Origin of the sequence: Streptomyces sp. NPDC059443, from assembly GCF_042750105.1 — a bacterium.
In the GTDB taxonomy this organism is placed as follows: domain Bacteria; phylum Actinomycetota; class Actinomycetes; order Streptomycetales; family Streptomycetaceae; genus Streptomyces.
Window position 1 is genome coordinate 42,936 of record NZ_JBHYVM010000032.1, and the last position, 15,875, is coordinate 58,810.

The 15,875-nt window shown below is 73.0% G+C and carries 19 protein-coding genes; 11 read left to right on the plus strand and 8 right to left on the minus strand.

Annotated features, from left to right (window positions below; genetic code table 11):
• Positions 1 to 85: 85 nt before the first annotated feature.
• Positions 86 to 283: a hypothetical protein gene (locus ACFXDJ_RS27140; protein WP_384658758.1), complete on the plus strand. Its 198-nt coding sequence runs from the start codon at positions 86 to 88 to the stop codon at positions 281 to 283.
• A gap of 186 nt (positions 284 to 469) precedes the next feature.
• Here the strand turns inward: ACFXDJ_RS27140 and ACFXDJ_RS27145 are convergent, their stop codons facing one another.
• Positions 470 to 1,267 (minus strand): IclR family transcriptional regulator, encoded by a 798-nt coding sequence (locus ACFXDJ_RS27145; RefSeq protein ID WP_384658756.1) that lies wholly within the window; start codon positions 1,265 to 1,267, stop codon positions 470 to 472.
• A gap of 121 nt (positions 1,268 to 1,388) precedes the next feature.
• Here ACFXDJ_RS27145 and ACFXDJ_RS27150 point away from each other — a divergent pair, with 121 nt between their 5' ends.
• Together ACFXDJ_RS27150 and ACFXDJ_RS27155 are read left to right on the plus strand one after the other, a co-directional pair.
• Positions 1,389 to 2,144 (plus strand): class I SAM-dependent methyltransferase, encoded by a 756-nt coding sequence (locus ACFXDJ_RS27150; RefSeq protein ID WP_384850568.1) that lies wholly within the window; start codon positions 1,389 to 1,391, stop codon positions 2,142 to 2,144.
• Positions 2,145 to 2,210: 66 nt separating this feature from the next.
• Entirely contained in the window at positions 2,211 to 2,348 is a 138-nt protein-coding gene (locus ACFXDJ_RS27155; RefSeq protein WP_384660524.1) for a hypothetical protein, read from the plus strand.
• A 4-nt stretch (positions 2,349 to 2,352) separates the two neighbouring features.
• Here ACFXDJ_RS27155 and ACFXDJ_RS27160 read toward each other — a convergent pair whose 3' ends face one another.
• A complete protein-coding gene (locus ACFXDJ_RS27160; protein WP_384660527.1) occupies positions 2,353 to 3,009 on the minus strand; it encodes a hypothetical protein in 657 nt (218 codons plus the stop codon).
• A 243-nt stretch (positions 3,010 to 3,252) separates the two neighbouring features.
• Entirely contained in the window at positions 3,253 to 4,875 is a 1,623-nt protein-coding gene (locus ACFXDJ_RS27165; protein WP_384660561.1) for a FadD3 family acyl-CoA ligase, read from the minus strand.
• Positions 4,876 to 5,002: 127 nt separating this feature from the next.
• Between ACFXDJ_RS27165 and ACFXDJ_RS27170 the strand changes: the two genes are divergently transcribed.
• From ACFXDJ_RS27170 to ACFXDJ_RS27180, 3 genes are read left to right on the plus strand one after another with little or no spacing between them, the layout of a single operon-like run.
• Positions 5,003 to 6,154 (plus strand): lipid-transfer protein, encoded by a 1,152-nt coding sequence (locus ACFXDJ_RS27170; RefSeq protein WP_384850571.1) that lies wholly within the window; start codon positions 5,003 to 5,005, stop codon positions 6,152 to 6,154.
• 13 nt (positions 6,155 to 6,167) lie between these two features.
• Positions 6,168 to 6,665, plus strand: a complete 498-nt coding sequence (locus ACFXDJ_RS27175) for a Zn-ribbon domain-containing OB-fold protein (protein WP_384850574.1) — start codon at positions 6,168 to 6,170, stop codon at positions 6,663 to 6,665.
• Positions 6,662 to 7,447 (plus strand): enoyl-CoA hydratase/isomerase family protein, encoded by a 786-nt coding sequence (locus tag ACFXDJ_RS27180; protein ID WP_384660536.1) that lies wholly within the window; start codon positions 6,662 to 6,664, stop codon positions 7,445 to 7,447. Before ACFXDJ_RS27175 ends, ACFXDJ_RS27180 begins: the two co-directional genes overlap by 4 nt.
• A gap of 69 nt (positions 7,448 to 7,516) precedes the next feature.
• Here ACFXDJ_RS27180 and ACFXDJ_RS27185 read toward each other — a convergent pair whose 3' ends face one another.
• Both ACFXDJ_RS27185 and ACFXDJ_RS27190 read right to left on the minus strand, forming a co-directional pair.
• Positions 7,517 to 7,789, minus strand: a complete 273-nt coding sequence (locus ACFXDJ_RS27185; RefSeq protein WP_384660539.1) for a hypothetical protein — start codon at positions 7,787 to 7,789, stop codon at positions 7,517 to 7,519.
• Positions 7,790 to 7,825: 36 nt separating this feature from the next.
• Entirely contained in the window at positions 7,826 to 8,473 is a 648-nt protein-coding gene (locus ACFXDJ_RS27190; RefSeq protein WP_384660542.1) for a TetR/AcrR family transcriptional regulator, read from the minus strand.
• 128 nt (positions 8,474 to 8,601) lie between these two features.
• Here ACFXDJ_RS27190 and ACFXDJ_RS27195 point away from each other — a divergent pair, with 128 nt between their 5' ends.
• The 4 genes from ACFXDJ_RS27195 to ACFXDJ_RS27210 all read left to right on the plus strand — a co-directional run bounded on the left by ACFXDJ_RS27195 (position 8,602) and on the right by ACFXDJ_RS27210 (position 10,759).
• Complete coding sequence (locus tag ACFXDJ_RS27195) at positions 8,602 to 9,186, plus strand: NADPH-dependent FMN reductase (RefSeq protein ID WP_384660545.1); 585 nt, start codon at positions 8,602 to 8,604, stop codon at positions 9,184 to 9,186.
• A complete protein-coding gene (locus ACFXDJ_RS27200; protein ID WP_384850577.1) occupies positions 9,183 to 9,542 on the plus strand; it encodes a putative quinol monooxygenase in 360 nt (119 codons plus the stop codon). Before ACFXDJ_RS27195 ends, ACFXDJ_RS27200 begins: the two co-directional genes overlap by 4 nt.
• 88 nt (positions 9,543 to 9,630) lie before the next feature.
• The gene (locus tag ACFXDJ_RS27205; protein ID WP_384850580.1) at positions 9,631 to 10,152 is read left to right on the plus strand and encodes a hypothetical protein; all 522 of its coding nucleotides are present in this window, start codon (positions 9,631 to 9,633) and stop codon (positions 10,150 to 10,152) included.
• 157 nt (positions 10,153 to 10,309) lie between these two features.
• Positions 10,310 to 10,759: a hypothetical protein gene (locus ACFXDJ_RS27210; RefSeq protein ID WP_384660553.1), complete on the plus strand. Its 450-nt coding sequence runs from the start codon at positions 10,310 to 10,312 to the stop codon at positions 10,757 to 10,759.
• A gap of 90 nt (positions 10,760 to 10,849) precedes the next feature.
• Here ACFXDJ_RS27210 and ACFXDJ_RS27215 read toward each other — a convergent pair whose 3' ends face one another.
• The 3 genes from ACFXDJ_RS27215 to ACFXDJ_RS27225 all read right to left on the minus strand — a co-directional run bounded on the left by ACFXDJ_RS27215 (position 10,850) and on the right by ACFXDJ_RS27225 (position 14,928).
• Positions 10,850 to 11,344, minus strand: coding sequence for a peptidylprolyl isomerase (locus ACFXDJ_RS27215; protein WP_384660556.1), 495 nt, complete (start codon positions 11,342 to 11,344; stop codon positions 10,850 to 10,852).
• Positions 11,345 to 11,412: 68 nt separating this feature from the next.
• A complete protein-coding gene (locus tag ACFXDJ_RS27220; protein ID WP_384850583.1) occupies positions 11,413 to 13,917 on the minus strand; it encodes a serine/threonine-protein kinase in 2,505 nt (834 codons plus the stop codon).
• 198 nt (positions 13,918 to 14,115) lie between these two features.
• A complete protein-coding gene (locus tag ACFXDJ_RS27225; protein ID WP_384850587.1) occupies positions 14,116 to 14,928 on the minus strand; it encodes a VOC family protein in 813 nt (270 codons plus the stop codon).
• A gap of 280 nt (positions 14,929 to 15,208) precedes the next feature.
• Between ACFXDJ_RS27225 and ACFXDJ_RS27230 the strand changes: the two genes are divergently transcribed.
• Complete coding sequence (locus tag ACFXDJ_RS27230) at positions 15,209 to 15,856, plus strand: TetR family transcriptional regulator (protein ID WP_214947757.1); 648 nt, start codon at positions 15,209 to 15,211, stop codon at positions 15,854 to 15,856.
• Positions 15,857 to 15,875: the final 19 nt, after the last annotated feature.

A 15,875-nucleotide genomic window follows, 5' to 3' on the forward strand; every position in this document is an offset into this window, starting at 1 on the left:
GGGGGAAGCGGGTCGGCTGGACCGCCCGTTCGGCGGTCCGCGGGGGAATCGCCGAACGGGTCCAATCCATCTTCAGGAGTGCGTGATGACGACGAACGAGAACATCCTGCCGAACGACGGCGACCTCAAGCCGATGGACAACCACGCCACCGGCATCGAAATGAAGCCGCTGGACAACCACGCCACGGGCGAACCGCTCGCGGTGGCATCGGACGCGTCGGTCTCCTTGGCGGATGAGCAGATCGTGACGCTCGACAACCACGCGACGGGCACGCTGCCTTAACGGCGGCACACGACCACGGGGGAACCCACGGGGGGTACGGGGGTACCGGGGGACCCAACGGGGGGTACGGGGGACGGCGGCCGCGGTGGCCAGGAGGGGGACCACCGCGGCCGTCGCATACCCACGTCTGAATCAGCCCAGCCGGATGCGGGTGGCTCCGTACGCCCGCGGCTCAGCCCAGGCGGATCACCCCAGCCGGAGCAGCCGCTCCACGCCCCGCGCGGCCTCCAACAGCGCCGGTGCGAACCGCTCCAGCTCCTCCCGCGAGGTCAGGAACGTGACGGTGCTCAGGCTCACCCCGCCCACCGGCACCCCGTCCCGGTCGAAGACGGCCACGCCGAGGCAGCGGACGGAGGACTCGCTCTCCTCGTCGTCGACGGCGTAGCCGCGCTCCCGGACCCTCCGCAGTTCCTCCGCGAGGCGCGCCCGCTCGGTGAGCGTCCGCCGGGTCAGCGGGGGCATGCCGGTGGCGCCGACGATCCCCTCGGCCTCCTGCGGCGGGAGGTGGGCGAGGACGGCCTTGCCGACGGCGGTGGCGTGCAGGGGGACGCGCATGCCGACGCGCGAGGAGGTCCGGAAGGGCTGCTCGCTCTCCACCTTGCGGATGTACGTGAGCGCGTTGCCGCTGCGCAGTGCCAGGTGGACGGCCTGGCCGGTGCACTTCTGGAGGAACTCCAGCAGTTCGACGATGCCCTCGGGCCGGTCGGAGGAGATCTGGGAGGCGAGGGTGCGCAGGCGCAGGCCGATGCCGTAGCTGCCCTCGCCGTCGGTGACGGCGTAGCCCTGCTCGACGAGGGAGACCAGGATCCGGTAGGTGCTGGACTTGGGTACTCCGGAGGCCGCGGCCAGCTCGGCGAGCCGGTGGGGCCCGCCGGAGGCGGTCAGCGCCTCCGTGATCCGCAAGGTCTTCTCCAGTGCGCTGCCGGCCGCCGAGCTCCGGCCCACGCGCTGGAGCGGCACCTCGCTCCGTATGGCACTCGTCACGAAATCCCCAAGGGTCGGCAAAGCGTTTCATGGAAGCTTACGTCACGTGATGCCCGTTTTGCCCGGGGACGAAGGTCCCGAAATGCCCGCCGCGACCCCTCCCCGTCACTAGGCTGGCCGTGTGTTCACCTCCCAGGGCCCGACCCTCCGCGAACTGGCCGTGCAGGCCCTGTCCTCGATCGAGCGGGGCTACGACCTGCTGGCGCCCAAGTTCGACCGGACCCCGTTCCGGACCCCCGACCGGATGCTCGACGCGGTCGAGGAGACCCTCGCGGACCGCGAAGGCGCCTTCGGCGCCGGACTCGACGTGTGCTGCGGCACGGGCGCCGGCATCGGGATGCTGCGGCGGCTGTGCCGGGACCGGGTGACCGGGGTGGACCTGAGCGCCGGGATGCTGGCGGAGGCCGGCCGGGCCCACGCCGACGACCGGGTCGACTTCCTACGGGCCGACGCGCGGGCGCTCCCGGCCGCGCTCGGGGACTCGTACGACCTGGCGGTCAGCTTCGGCGCCTTCGGCCACTTCCTCCCGGCCGAGCGGCCGGACCTGTTCTCCGGGATCCACCGGTCCCTGCGCCCCGGCGGCGTCTTCGCCTTCCCCATCGGCGCCCCGATCCCGCCCGGCCACCCGGCCTGGTGGGCGGTGACGGGCTTCGACGCGGCGATGCGGGTGCGCAACGCCGTCTGGCGGCCGCCGTTCGTCATGTACTACCGGACCTTCCCGCTGGGCGGGGTCCGCACCGACCTGCGGACGGCCGGCTTCACGGTGGAGACCGTCCCGCTCCCCCACTTCGGCCACCGCCCGGACGGCACCCCCCGCTGGCGCCTGGTCCTGGCGCGGCGGGGCGAGGCGGGGCGCTGTGCTTCCATGCTCCGGTGAATCGAGAGAGTCCCGCCGCAGCGGCTCGGGGATGCGGCATCCGCCCTGTGGAGCGGTCGCGAGGGCGTGGGCATCGAGGACACCGCGGCAGCCGCGCTGTACGAGCGTCTGGGCTGGGAGTTGCTGGCCACGGTCGAGCACCGGTGGAGCCCCGACCGGACGGTCACCGTGCGCTGCTACGCGGCGGCGGCCGACCACCGGTAGTCGGCTACCGGTAGCGCGCCACGGCCAGGGCCCCGGCCACCGTGACCGGCGCGGCGGTGGCGGGCACGACCCACCACGGGACGCCCAGCAGCAGGGTGACGGTCGCGGCGGCCGCGCAGATCAGCATCGCCATCAGGGCCAGCGGCTTGGCGGCGGCGTGCCAGACGGAGAACCGGCTCCGGCGGTGCTCGGGCGGCCCCACGCCCAGCCCCACGGCCAGCCCGAGAGCCGCCATCAGCCCGGCGAAGGTGCCGAGCGCGGCCGTCACCTGGGCCTCGTCGCGAGGTGCGTCGCTGGTGCTCTGCCGCACACCTCCCTTCTCCAGGACCACGATCTCGCCCCGCCAGATGGTGACGGTCACGACGTCCCCCGACCGGAGCCGGCTGAGCAGCGGCCCCGGATCGCCGAACGACACCACCCGAGGCGTGATGGACCCATCGAACACGGTCGCCTGGTAGTTGGGGCTCTTACCGTTCTGGATGACCGTGCTCTGGACGGCGAACGGGACGGAAGCCAGACACTCCGCCCGCTCCTCGTCCATGTGCGTCCCGCCGTCGGCGCACGGCCGGGCCGCCGCGTAGTCCGCGTACCGCTGGACGTCGGCCGGCAGCCACGCGGTGAACACGAACCAGCAGCACACCGCCGCGACCAGCCCCAGCACGGTCGCCAGGACTCTCGACCGCCACCCCCCGGACCGCCGGCCCCCCGCCTCGGGCACCGCCGGTCTGCCGCTCCCCTGATATGACTTCCCCCGCACCCCCACCGGACTCCCCCGCCCCGCCGCATGAGGCGCCATGCCACCTCACTCCCCAGCTTCCGCCAGCCGCGGCCGAGCGGGCGATCGCGAGGTCCGGCAACTGTGGGCGGGTCCTCGCTTCCGGGTTCCGGCAGGTTCCGGCAGGTTTCAGCGTGCCCGGAGTTCGCGTTTGAGGATCTTGCCGCTCGCGTTGCGCGGGAGTTCGGTGACGAACTCCACCTCTCGCGGGACCTTGTAGTTGGCCATCTCGCGGCGGGACCACGCGATCAGGTCGTCGGCCGTGAGGACCGCGCCGGGCCGGCGGACCGCGTAGGCCTTGCCGACCTCGCCGAGGCGGGCGTCCGGGATGCCCACGACCGCGATGTCGGCGATGTCCGGGTGGAGGCCGATGAGTTGCTCGATCTCGGCGGGGTAGGCGTTGAAGCCGCCGACGATGAACATGTCCTTGATCCGGTCGGTGATGCGCAGGTTCCCGGCGGGGTCGAGGACCCCGACGTCGCCCGTGCGGAGCCAGCCCTCGGGGGTGATGGTCTCGGCGGTCTCGGCCTCGTCCTCGAAGTAGCCCTGCATGACGTTGTAGCCGCGCACCCACACCTCGCCGGCCCGGCCCGTGGGCAGGGCTTCTCCGTCGGTCCCGGCGATGCGGAGCTCCGTGCCGGGGATGGCCCGCCCGGAGGTGGCCGAGATGACCTCCGCCGGGTCGCCGCGGCGGCACATGGTGACGACCCCGCTGGCCTCGGAGAGCCCGTACGCGGTGAGCACGGTCGAGATGTGGAGCTCGCTGCGGAGGCGCTCGACGAGCTGGAGCGGGACCACGGCGGCGCCGGTGACGACCAGGCGCAGGGCGGAGAGGTCGTGGTGGTCGCGCTGGGGGTGGTCCAGGAGGGACTGGTGGAGGGTGGGCGGGCCGGGGAGTACGGAGATCCGCTCGGCGGCGACGTTGGCGAGGACGGTGTCGACGTTGAAGACGGGCTGGGGGACCATCGTGGCCCCGCGCATCAGGCAGGCGATGATGCCGGCCTTGTAGCCGAAGGTGTGGAAGAAGGGGTTCACGATCAGGTAGCGGTCGCCCTCGCGCAGTCCGGCGAGCTCGCTCCACACGTCGTAGCAGCGCAGGGACTGGGCGTGGGTGATCACGGCGCCCTTGGGGCTGCCGGTGGTGCCCGAGGTGAAGATGATGTCCGAGGGGGCGGACGCGGGGACGGCCTCGACGCGGGCGCTGACCGCCTCGGCCGGTACGGAGTCCCCGCCGGTCAGGAACTCCTTCCAGGTGCGGAAGGAGTCCGGGGCGTCGTCGGACAGGACGACGACCTGCTCCAGGTGGGGCAGGCCGGGCAGCGGCCCGGAGCCGGGTCCTTCGGCGGCGGCGCGGCGCAGGGAGGCGACGTAGGAGGTGCCGAGGAAGGTGCCGGTGACGAAGAGGAGCCGGGCGCGGCTGCGCTGGAGGACGTACGCGGCTTCGGCGCCCTTGAAACGCGTGTTGAGGGGGACGAGCACGGCCCCCGCGGAGACCGCGCCGAGGGCGGAGACGATCCATTCGAGGGTGTTGGGCGCCCAGACGGCGACCCGGTCCCCCGGTTCGATCCCGGCGGCCATGCAGGCGGCGGCGGCCCGCTCGACGCGCTCGCCGAGCTGCGCGTAGTCGATCCGGACGCGGCCGTCGACCACGGCTTCGCGGGTGGCGTAGCGGACGGCGGCATCGCGTACGAGACCGCCGATGCTGGTCCACGAAGGCGCGCCCCGGCCGCCTCCGCCCGACTCCGCGTCCATGCCGCTCACGCCCTCGACCTCGACCTCACCCATCGCCCGCCCCTCCCTGCAACACCAGTAGCTGACTATCCGTCAGATTAGCTGTAGCCTTCGCGGCTGTCAGTACTGGTGCACCCCGGAGGTGGCGATGGCGGCAACGCTCAAGGACGCTACGGCGATAGTCGGCATCGGGCAGACCGCCTTTGCCAAACAACTGCCGCAGTCCGAAAAGGAATTGGCCTGCCGGGCCATACTCGCGGCGCTTGCCGACGCGGGCATAGACCCGTCCGAGGTCGACGCCTTCTCCTCGTACACGATGGAGGAGACCGACGAGGTCGAGGTCGCCAAAGCCATCGGCGCGGGCGACGTCACCTTCTTCTCCAAGATCGGCTACGGCGGCGGCGGCTCCTGCGCCACCGTCGGCCACCTGGCCGCGGCCGTCGCCACCGGGCAGGCGAGCGTCGGCGTCGCCTGGCGCTCCCGCAAGCGCGGCTCCGGCCCCCGCCCGTGGAAGAACACGGCCGTCCAGCTCCCCACCCCCGGCCAGTGGACGCGCCCCTTCGGGCTGCTGCGCCCCGCCGACGAGATCGGGATGCTGGCCCGCCGCTACATGCACGAGTACGGGGCCACCCGCGACCACCTCTTCAACGTCGCGATGGCCTGCCGCAACCGGGCCAACGAGAACCCGGCCGCGATGATGTACGACCGGCCGCTGACCCGCGAGATGTACATGACCTCGCGCATGATCAGCGACCCGCTCTGCCTCTTCGACAACTGCCTGGAGACGGACGGGGCGCTGGCCTGCGTCATCGTCAGCGCCGAGCGCGCCCGCGACTGCCGCCAGAAGCCCGTGTACGTCCACTCCGTCGCCCAGGGCCTGCCCTCCCAGCACCACGGCATGGTCAACTACTGGAACGACGACCCGCTGTCGGGGCCCGCGTGGACCGCCGCCCGGCACCTCTGGAAGCAGGCCGACTTCGGGCCGCAGGACGTGGACGTCGCCCAGATCTACGACGCCTTCACCCCCCTGATCCCGCTCTCCCTGGAGGGCTACGGCTTCTGCGGGCGCGGCGAGGGCGCCGCCTTCACCGAGGGCGGAGCCCTGGAGATGGGCGGCCGGCTGCCCATCAACACGGGCGGCGGCGGCCTCAGCGAGGCCTACGTCCACGGCTTCAACCTGATCAACGAGGGGGTCAAGCAGCTGCGCGGCATCTCCACCGCCCAGGTGCCCGACGCCTCGACCTGCCTGGTGACGGCGGGCGAGGGCGTCCCGACGTCCGCGATCCTGCTGCGAGCCTGAGGAGCGAGCCACCATGACGACGACCCCGGCCACCACGGCCACCCCCACGGCCCCGGCCGCCCCGGCCACCGCCGACGAACTGCTCCTCCCCGTCCCCGACGAGGACGGAGCCCCCTTCTGGGAGTACGCCGCCCAGGGCGAACTCCGCATCCAGGCCTGCGCCGAGCCCGCCTGCGGCAAGCTCCGCTTCCCGCCCCGCCCCTGCTGCCCGCACTGCCGGTCCTTCGACTCCGAGTGGCTCCCGGTGAGCGGCCGGGGCCGGATCTGGTCGTACGTGCGGCCGCACCCGCCGCTGCTTCCCGCGTACGCCGCGCAGGCCCCGTACAACGTGATCCTCGTGGAGCTCGTCGACGCCCCCCACATCCGGCTCGTCGGGAACCTCGTGACCTCGGCCGACGCCCCGCTGGACTCCGTGGACCCGGCGCGGCTGCGCATCGGGGCGCGGGTCCAGGTGGTGTTCACCGAGACGGGCGGGGTGTCCGTGCCGCGCTGGGTGCTGGAGAAGTCATGACCCTGCGGGTGGAGCGGTCCATCGACGGCGCCACCGGGGTCGCGGTCGTCACCCTCGACCGGGAGCGCAAGCACAACGCGATCGATCTGGAGACCGCCGCAGAACTGGCGGCGGTGTGGCGGGAGTTCCGCTACGAGGACGAGGTACGGGCGATCGTGCTCACGGGCGCCGGGCGGGCGGCCTTCTGCACGGGCATCGACCGGAGCGTCTCGGTGCCGCAGCCGTCCTCCCCGTACTCGGTGGACGACCCGCTCGTCGCCATCGGCCCGAAGGCGAACGACCTGTGGAAACCGGTGGTCGCCGCCGTCAACGGCATGGCGTGCGGCGGGGCGTTCTACCTGCTGGGCGAGTCGGAGTTCATCATCTCCTCGGACTCCGCGACGTACTTCGACCCGCACACCAGCTACGGCATGGTCAGCGCCTACGAGGCCGTCTACATGGCCCAGCGCATGCCCTTCGGCGAGGCCGCCCGGATGTCCCTGATGGGCACGGCGGAACGGCTCTCCGCGCGGCGGGCGTACGAGATCGGGCTGGTCTCGGAGCTCGCCGAGCCGGACGCCCTCCTCCCGACGGCCCTGCGCGCGGCCGAGACCCTGGCCGGCTTCCCGACGGAGGCCGTGCAGGGCACGGTCCGCGCCCTGTGGTCGGCGAAGCAGGCGGCCCTGCACCAGGCCCTGTCCCAGGCCCCGGGGCTGATCACGCTGGGGAACCTGAGCCCGGAGCGGCAGGCGGAGCTGTTCGCGGGGCGCCGGGGGACGGCGGCGGAGCCGCGGGTGCGGTGAGTTCCCGTAGGGGCGGGTGGACGGGCCGCCCGCCCGCGCCCTGGCGAGCGGCCCGGGCTCGCAGCGGCCCTAGCCGCGGGTGGGCACGGCCGTCGGGGTCGGGGATGGGGTGGCGGTCGGCGTCGCGGTGCTGCCGCCGCTGCCGCCGCCGGTAGTACCGCCGGTGCTGCCGTAGTTCGTCCGCGTGGTGCGGTTGCCGTCCGACTTCGAGCTGGAACAACCGCCCCCGCCACCGCTGTTGCTCTTACCGTGGCCACCACCCGAAGACGAGAACCCGGTCAGCGCGAGCACCGCGCCCGCCAGTACCGCCGTGAACCGGACCCGCCGCGCCGTGACGCGCATGGCCACTCCCTCCCCTGGAACAACTGCGGCACGTTATCAGGGCTGCATCAGGACGCCGTAGCGGGCGAGGAACACCTCGACTCCCCCGGCCACGACGGCCCGCAATCCCGCCTCCGTGGGCACGTGGCCGGGGTCGAAGGTCTGGGTGAGCTGCGGCACCGACACGGTCAGCGCGACGAGCTGCCGTACGGCGAGTTCCACGTCCGGCACGAGGAGCGCTCCGCGCGCCCCGAGCGCCTCGACGGCCGCCGCGAGCGGGGTGTCGATGGCCGCGCGGCTGCGCTCGTACCAGAGCCGGCCGAGCTGCGGAAAGCGCTCGGCCTCGCCGATGACGAGGCGGCGCAGCGACATCAGCTCGGCGGAGACCAGCCGGCGCGCCCAGCGGTACTGCACCTCCACCAGGGCTGCGCGCAGGTCGGGGGCGGCGACGAGGGTCGCGGGGCAGGGTTCCAGCTCGGCGTAGGCAGCCCCGAGCACCCCGCCGACGACCTCCAGGAAGAGCCGCTCCTTGCTGCCGAAGTGCTTGTACACGGTGGGCTTGGAGACGCACGCGCGGGCGGCGATGGCGTCCACGGAGGCGGCGCAGTAGCCGCCGACGAGGAACTCGGCGTAGGCGGCGTCGGCGATGGCGCGCCGCTTGGGAGGGGCCGGAGTGGGGGCCGGGGTGGGGGCCGGGGTGGACATGCGGACCACCCTATCCCGCAACTAAACCAAACGGTGTAGTTGCGGAGACTGAACTACACGGTTTAGTGTGATGCCTGTCGGAAGCCGCACCGGGCGGCGGCCGGCACCACGTCCCGAGGGGGGACCCCATGTCTGCGGAAACCGCTAACTTCAAGATCCTGGCCATCTCCGGCAGCCTCCGCGCCGACTCGCACAACACCGCCCTGCTGCACGCCGCCCGCAAGCACCAGCCCGGCGGGCTCGACATCGAGATCTACGAGGGCCTGCGCGAGATCCCGCCCTACGACCAGGACCTCGACAACCCGCAGGACCGCCCGGCCGCCGTCACCGAACTGCGCCGGCTCATCACCGAGGCCGACGGCCTGCTGATCGCCACCCCGGAGTTCAACTACTCCATCCCCGGCACCCTCAAGAACGCCATCGACTGGGTCAGCACCGACTGGACCAAGCAGGAGGGCCTGCCGCTGCACCGCAAGCCCGTCGCGATCCTGGGCGCCGCCCCGACCAACTTCGGCACGGTCCGTGCGCAGCTGGCGCTGCGCCAGGTGTTCGTGTGGACGGACAGCGACGTGGTCGTCAAGCCCGAGGTGCAGGTGTTCCGCTCCTACGAGCGCTTCGACGAGAACGGAAACCTGACCGACGAGACCACCATCGGCCTGGTGCGGGACCTGCTCGGCGCGCTCAAGGCGAAGGCCGAGGTGGCGGCACGATGACCGGCCCGCTGACCGGCCCGACGACCGGAACCGTCGCGACGGCCACGCCGCCGGTTACGGGGGTACCGGCGGCGGCCCTGACGGCGGCCGTCACCCTCCGGGCCCTCCCGGGCCAGGAGGCGGCGGTCCGGGCCCTGGCCCTCGCCATGGTCGCCCCGACCCGGGCGGAGCCGGGCAACATCTCCTACGGCGCGTACGAGGACCCGGCCACCCCGGGTGCCTGGGTGATCCTGGAGGAGTGGGCGGACGAGCCGTCCTGGCGGGCCCACCTGGCCTCCCCGCACCTCGCCCACGCGCTGTCCCACACGGCGTCGCTCCTGGCCGGGCCGCCGGTGGAGCGGGTGTTCCGCGCCTGACGTGCGGGCTCCGGGGGCTGGGCGTAGCGTCGGGATCCAGATTCAGATCGAGATCCCGATCAAGACCCACTCCCCCGGAGGGCCGGGCATGATCCGCAACGCACTCGGTTCGCTGATGGGTCTGGTCGGGGCGACGGTCGCCGTCTGGAGCCCCTTCCGCGCTTGGTACGACGGCCGCCACGGACGCGACTACCGCGTCCAGGAGCTCTTCACCGCCGCCGGGATCACCGACGCCAAGGCCGATCTGCTGGGCTCGCTCCTGCTGCCGTTCGCCTTCGCCGCCCTGCTCACCATCGGCGCGGTCCTGCTGCGCTCGCGGCTGCTCATGGCCCTCGCCGGGATCGTCGTCCTCGGCTTCGCCGTGCTCTGGATGGTCCGCCAGGGCCAGGCCGCGGGCAGCCTCTCGGTCGGCGGCGACGGCCTCGGCCTCGGAGACGGCCTCGCGAGCGCCTTCGGCGCGGGTGCGCTCATCCTGCTGGCGGCGGTCGTCATGAGCGGCCGCCCCCGCCGCCGGGACCGCGACCGGGACCGGGACCGCGACCTCGTCGCCGGCCCACAGGATCCGGCCACCGCCGCCTGGCCCCCGGCCCCGCCGCAGGACCACTCGTAACACCACCACCCGGAACACCACCCGCAGGACCGGATCACCCGGCCGGACGGGACGGAACGGATGATTCCGACCTCCCCGAAATCCGCCATTGCCGCAGGTCAGCAGCGCCCCTACGATGAGCGCCGTCAGCTCCGCCCCTGCCCTGCGAGGACCGGCCGTGAACCAGAAGTCTGCCCAGCGCTGCATGGAAGTCGCCGGCCCGCTCTTCGCCCCGGGCGAGGTCGCCGAGCTGATCGAGGTGGTGCAGATAGGCAAGGTTTCGGCCAAGCGGCAGCTGGCCGCCACGGTGGCCGTCGGCATCGCCTCGGGCGGCACGGTACTGGTCGCGCTGAAGCCGAAGGCCTACTTCCTGGTGCTGACCGATCAGCGGCTGTTCCTCATCGACAACAACAACGGCCGGCCGGGCAAGCACGTCGTGTCGGCCGTCCCCAGGACGCACATCAGCGCCGGGCCGCTCCGCAAGCACTTCCTCACGGTGTCGATGGAAGTCCGGATGACGGCGCCCACACCCTGGCGCTTCAGCTGGGGCCGCGTCCAGTCGGACATGGCCAGGCGGGTCGCGGCGGCCCTCGGCGCCCCCGGCCCGGCGATCCCGGCCCAGGCGTGACGTCCCGGCGATGACGCCACGGACGTGACGGCGGCCCCGGCCCCCGGGAAGGGGGCGGGGCCGGCCGACCGGTGAAGGTGGAGGTGTGGATCAGGCCTCGACGACGCCGGAAGCGGCGATCTCGATCTTGGCGCGGGTGGCGCCGGACTGGCTGCCCAGGGACTCGATCTTCTGGACCAGGTCCGTGCCCTCGACGACCTCGCCGAAGACGACGTGCTTGCCGTCGAGCCACGGGGTCAGGACGGTGGTGATGAAGAACTGCGAGCCGTTGGTGTTGCGGCCGGCGTTCGCCATCGACAGCAGGAACGGGCGGTCGTGCTTCAGCTGGAAGTTCTCGTCGGCGAACTTCTCGCCGTAGATGCTCTTGCCACCCGTGCCGTTGTGGTTGGTGAAGTCACCGCCCTGCAGCATGAACTGCGGGATGACGCGGTGGAAGCCGGAGCCGGCGTAGCCGAAGCCGTTCTGGCCGGTGGCCAGCTGGCGGAAGTTGTCGGCGGTCTTCGGGACGACCTCGTCGAAGAGGTTGAAGACGATGCGGCCGGCGGGCTCGCCGTCGATGGTGATGTCGAAGAATACGTTGCTCATGGGGTCCATCCTGTCACTCCCGGTACGGTGCGCGACCCGGAGGGGCCCTGACACGACCCCTCCGCAGCTCAACCGGCCGTACGGGTGCCCGTGCCCTTGGCGGCGTCCAGGGCGTAGACGCAGCGGTCCTTGCTGCACGCGTAGACCACTCCCGCCTCCGCCACCGGGGCTCCGGTGATCTCCCCGCCGGTGGCCAGCTTCCAGCGGAGCTGGCCGCCCGCCGCGTCCAGGGTGTACAGGCAGTGGTCGGCGGAGCCGAAGTGGACCCGGCCGTCCGCGACCGCCGGGGCGCCGGTGATCTCGCCGCCCGCCGCGAACCGCCACTTCGGGGTGCCGGTGACCGCGTCGAGCGTGTACAGGGCGCTGCCCGCACCCAGGTGGACGTTGCCCGCGGCGACCAGGACCGGGTCGGCCGACTGGCGGGGCTCGGTGGCGATGCGCCAGCGGTCGGTGCCGGTGGCCGCGTCGAGGGCGTAGACGGTGCCCAGGTAGTCGGCGAGGTAGACGCCGCCGCCCGTGACCGCCGCGCCGGGGGCGAAGGCCGGGGGCGCCAGGAAGACGGCGGGGGCCTCGAAGTGCCAGCGGACCCGGCCCGAGGCCCGGTCGATGGACAGGACGCGGGTGCCGGCGGCCACGTAGACGTTGCCGTCGGGCGCCGGGGTGACCCGTACGGGCACGTTCCCGCAGGAGCCCGCGTCCCCGATCGGGTAGGACCAGGATTCGCGGCCGGAGCGGGCGTCCAGGGCGCGCAGCCGGGCGTCCTGCCACACGTAGACCGTGCCGTCGTGGAGGACGGGGGCCGCCTCGGTGGTCTCGAAGTCGCTCTGCGCGCCCGTGAGTTCCCACAGCTTCTGCCCGCTGGACGCCTCCCAGGCCTGTACGCCGCCCCCGCGCGTGGCGGTGACGACGGTGCCCCGGTCGGCGCGCAGCGCGTACACCCAGGCGTCGGTGGACAGCCGCCACCGCTCGGAGCCGTCGACGGCGTCGAGCGCGTAGAGGGAGGGGCCGTCGGAGGCGTGGATGCGGCCGTCGGCGACGGCCATGGACCAGGCGACGTCACGGGTCTTGAACTGGCGGCGGCCGCTGGCCACGTCCAGGGCGTGGACCTCGAAGGAGGTGACGTAGAGCAGCTCGCCCGCGACGGTCGGGGTGCCCCAGACCTCGTTCGACATGCGGAACCGCCAGGGCCGCCAGCGGCCGCTGTCCGGGGCCGGTCCGGGACCGGGTACCGAAGCCGAAGCGGATCCCGCGGACCCCGCCGACGACGGCAGGGCCGGCACCGGCGCCGGGCCGGCCACCGAGCCGCCGCCCGGCGGGCGGATCCAGCCGGTCGCCGAGTCCGCGGCGGCGGCGTGGGCGGCGGGCGCGGAGACGGAGGCGTGGGGGCCGGGGCCGATCGGCACCGGGGAACCTCCGAGGCGGACGGACTCGCCGGGGGCCGCCATCGGGGGGTGCTCGGGCCGCTGCGGGAGGGCCTGGCCGGTCCGCGGGTCCGTCCAGGCGTCCAGGCCGCCGCGCTGGCGGCGGTGCGTGACGGGCCCGGCGGCGGGGCCGGCGGCGGGCGCGAAGGCGGGGGCCTGGGCGGGGCCCGGCACCACCGGTGCGGAGGAGACCGCGGAGGATGCCGCGGACGCCGCCGAAGCGGCTGCCGCTGCCGCCGCCGCGGCGGCCGCGGCGTTGCGGTGGCCCGCCCGGCGGGCCTCGATCATCGCGACGGCCCGCGGGGGCAGCCACGCCGAGGCGGTGCCGCTCTCGTCGCCGCCCTCGAAGAGGTGCGGGGCCAGCTGCGCCTGGAGGTCGGCCGGGGTGGGCCGCAGGGTCGCGTCCATCTGCATGCAGGACTCGATGAGCGGGCGCAGCTCTTCGGGCAGCCCCTCCAGGTTGGGGCCCTCGCGCAGCAGCATGAACACCGTCTCCACCGGGTTCGCCCCGTGGTACGGCGGGTGCCCGGTGGCGGCGAAGACCAGCGTCGAGCCGAGCGAGAAGACGTCGCTGGCGCCCTTGACGCTGCGCGAGTCCTTGGCCTGCTCGGGCGACATGTAGGCGGGGGTGCCGACGGCGACGTTCGTCATGGTCAGGCGGGTGTTGGAGACCCCGCTGGCGATGCCGAAGTCGATCACGCGCGGCCCGTCCTCGACCACCAGCACGTTGGACGGCTTCAGGTCGCGGTGGACCAGCCCCGCCCCGTGGATGGACTGGAGCGCCTCGGCGATGCCGGCCGCGAGCCACCGTACGGCCTGGGCGGGCATGGGCCCGCACTCGTGGATGATCTCCTCCAGCGAGGGCGCCGGTACGTACGCGGTCGCCAGCCACGGCACCGCCGCGCGCGGGTCTGCGTCGACCACGGCCGCGGTGTAGAAGCCGGATACGGCGCGGGCGGCCTCCACCTCGCGGGTGAAGCGCACGCGGAACAGCTGGTCCTCGGCGAGCTCGGTGCGCACCGTCTTGATCGCGACCCGCCGTCCGGACGCCGACCGGGCGAGATAGACCAGCCCCATGCCGCCGGCGCCGAGCCGTCCCAGCACCTCGAAGGGGCCGATCCGTCTCGGGTCGTGCTGCGTCAGCTGCTCCACCACTCGCCTCCACACCCATCCCCGTACGGGTTCCCTCCCGGGCCCCCGCTCCTACAACAAACACACGCCCCGATTCTGTCAGGCCCGAGCCTGGTCCGGCCCCGGGTACGGGCGCGGGTTCCCCTACGGGGCGCGGTACGGGGCGCGTACGGGGCTGCGCGCGCCGCCCGCGCCGCCGAGCCGCATCGGGGAGAGCGCCTACGCCCCCGGCCGGGTCCGCGGCTCCGACAGCAGGCCGAAGACCGCCCCCTGGTTGTCCGCGACGACCGCGATCCGCCCGTACGGGGTGTCGAAGGGATCCGCGGTGACCCGGCCGCCCAGCCGCTGGACCATGGCGACGGACTGGTCGCAGTCGGGGACGGCGAAGTACGCGAGGAAGTGCGCGGGCATGGCGGCGGGGAAGGCGTCGCTGATGAGGCTGCGGCCCAGCACCGCACCGGCCGGGCCGGCCGGGCTGCCGGGCGGGGACCAGACGCGGTAGTCGGAGCCGCCGGACCCGCCTCCCCCGTCCCCGTCCTCGTCCTGCGGGACGTAGCCGAAGACCTTGGCGTAGAAGGCGTCCACGGCGTCGCGGGCGCGGGTGTAGACCTCGGTCCAGCAGTACGTGTACGGCTCCCGCTGGGCCTCGAAACCGTGGTGGGTGCCGGGCTGCCACAGCCCGAAGACGGCCCCGCCGGGGTCGGCGGCCATCGCGGCGGTCCCGTAGGGCCCGACCGGCATCGGGTCCATCACCATCTGGCCGCCGGCGGCGCGGATGCGCTGCGCGCAGGCGTACGCGTCGGTCGTGTAGAGGTAGACCCCCCAGACGGTCGGCATCCGGCCGTCGGGCTTGGGCGCGAGGGCGGCGACGTTGCGGCCGCGGCTGTAGGCCTGGGTGTAGTGGCCGTACTCGGCTCCCGCGCTGTCGGCGAAGGTCCACCCGAAGAGCTCACCGTAGAAGCGTTTGCCGGCTTCGACGTCCGGCAGGGAGGCATCGACCCAGCACGGTGCGCCTTCCGCGAATGCGGCCATGAGACCGGTTCCTTCCGTTGTGCGAGGGTGTGTACCCTCCGCCGTACTCGCCCAGCCATGTCCTCCGGATCATGATGTGCCCGAAAACTTGTCCACAGCCTGTTGATAAGACTATTCGGGGGATACGACCCGAAGCCGGACGCCGCGCCCGGTGGGCCCGACCGGCCGAAATCCACCGCGGGGCCGGGGCATGACGGGCGTACGCCCAGGCCAGGTGCCCCGTAACCCCATTTGCAGGCGGCCGAATCGCGCGCCGATCACCCCTCGGTAAGCTGACGGCATGACAGGACAAGTACGTACCGTCGACGGCCGCGTTGCCGGCCGGCGCGGTCAGGCGACGAGGCAGAAGCTGCTCGACTGCCTCAGCGAGATGCTCAGCTCCTCGCCGTACCGCGACGTCAAGGTGATCGACGTCGCCCGCAAGGCCGGTACCTCCCCCGCGACCTTCTACCAGTACTTCCCGGACGTCGAGGGCGCCGTCCTGGAGATCGCCGAGCGCATGGCCAACGAGGGTGCGCAGCTCACCTCGTTGGTCGAGGGCCGGGCGTGGGTCGGCAAGGCGGGCTGGGCGGCGGCCGAGGAACTCGTCGAGGGGTTCCTGGACTTCTGGCGGCGCAACGACGCGATCCTGCGGGTCGTCGACCTGGGCGCGGCCGAGGGCGACAAGCGGTTCTACAAGATCCGCATGAAGATCCTCAACTCCGTCACCAACTCCCTCACGGAGTCGATGAAGGAGCTCCAGGCCAAGGGCAAGGTCGACAAGGACGTCAGCCCGGCCGCGATGGCCGGTTCACTGGTGGCCATGCTGGCCGCGGTCGCCTCGCACCAGAAGGGTTTCCAGACCTGGGGCGTCAAGCAGGCCGAACTGAAGCCGAACCTGGCCCTCCTGGTCCACCTCGGCATCACGGGCAAGAAGCCGACGAAGTGAACGGCGGACCCTGAACCAC

What these genes read in the sequence shown, in the direction of transcription:
- ACFXDJ_RS27205 (WP_384850580.1), top strand. Translation starts at nt 9,631, where the DNA reads ATGATCCGCAACGCACTCGGTTCGCTGATGGGTCTGGTCGGGGCGACG.
- ACFXDJ_RS27215 (WP_384660556.1), bottom strand. Translation starts at nt 11,344, where the DNA reads ATGAGCAACGTATTCTTCGACATCACCATCGACGGCGAGCCCGCCGGC.
- ACFXDJ_RS27180 (WP_384660536.1), top strand. Translation starts at nt 6,662, where the DNA reads ATGACCCTGCGGGTGGAGCGGTCCATCGACGGCGCCACCGGGGTCGCG.
- ACFXDJ_RS27185 (WP_384660539.1), bottom strand. Translation starts at nt 7,789, where the DNA reads ATGCGCGTCACGGCGCGGCGGGTCCGGTTCACGGCGGTACTGGCGGGC.
- ACFXDJ_RS27195 (WP_384660545.1), top strand. Translation starts at nt 8,602, where the DNA reads ATGTCTGCGGAAACCGCTAACTTCAAGATCCTGGCCATCTCCGGCAGC.
- ACFXDJ_RS27230 (WP_214947757.1), top strand. Translation starts at nt 15,209, where the DNA reads ATGACAGGACAAGTACGTACCGTCGACGGCCGCGTTGCCGGCCGGCGC.
- ACFXDJ_RS27175 (WP_384850574.1), top strand. Translation starts at nt 6,168, where the DNA reads ATGACGACGACCCCGGCCACCACGGCCACCCCCACGGCCCCGGCCGCC.
- ACFXDJ_RS27200 (WP_384850577.1), top strand. Translation starts at nt 9,183, where the DNA reads ATGACCGGCCCGCTGACCGGCCCGACGACCGGAACCGTCGCGACGGCC.
- ACFXDJ_RS27140 (WP_384658758.1), top strand. Translation starts at nt 86, where the DNA reads ATGACGACGAACGAGAACATCCTGCCGAACGACGGCGACCTCAAGCCG.
- ACFXDJ_RS27170 (WP_384850571.1), top strand. Translation starts at nt 5,003, where the DNA reads ATGGCGGCAACGCTCAAGGACGCTACGGCGATAGTCGGCATCGGGCAG.
- ACFXDJ_RS27190 (WP_384660542.1), bottom strand. Translation starts at nt 8,473, where the DNA reads ATGTCCACCCCGGCCCCCACCCCGGCCCCCACTCCGGCCCCTCCCAAG.
- ACFXDJ_RS27165 (WP_384660561.1), bottom strand. Translation starts at nt 4,875, where the DNA reads ATGGACGCGGAGTCGGGCGGAGGCGGCCGGGGCGCGCCTTCGTGGACC.
- ACFXDJ_RS27225 (WP_384850587.1), bottom strand. Translation starts at nt 14,928, where the DNA reads ATGGCCGCATTCGCGGAAGGCGCACCGTGCTGGGTCGATGCCTCCCTG.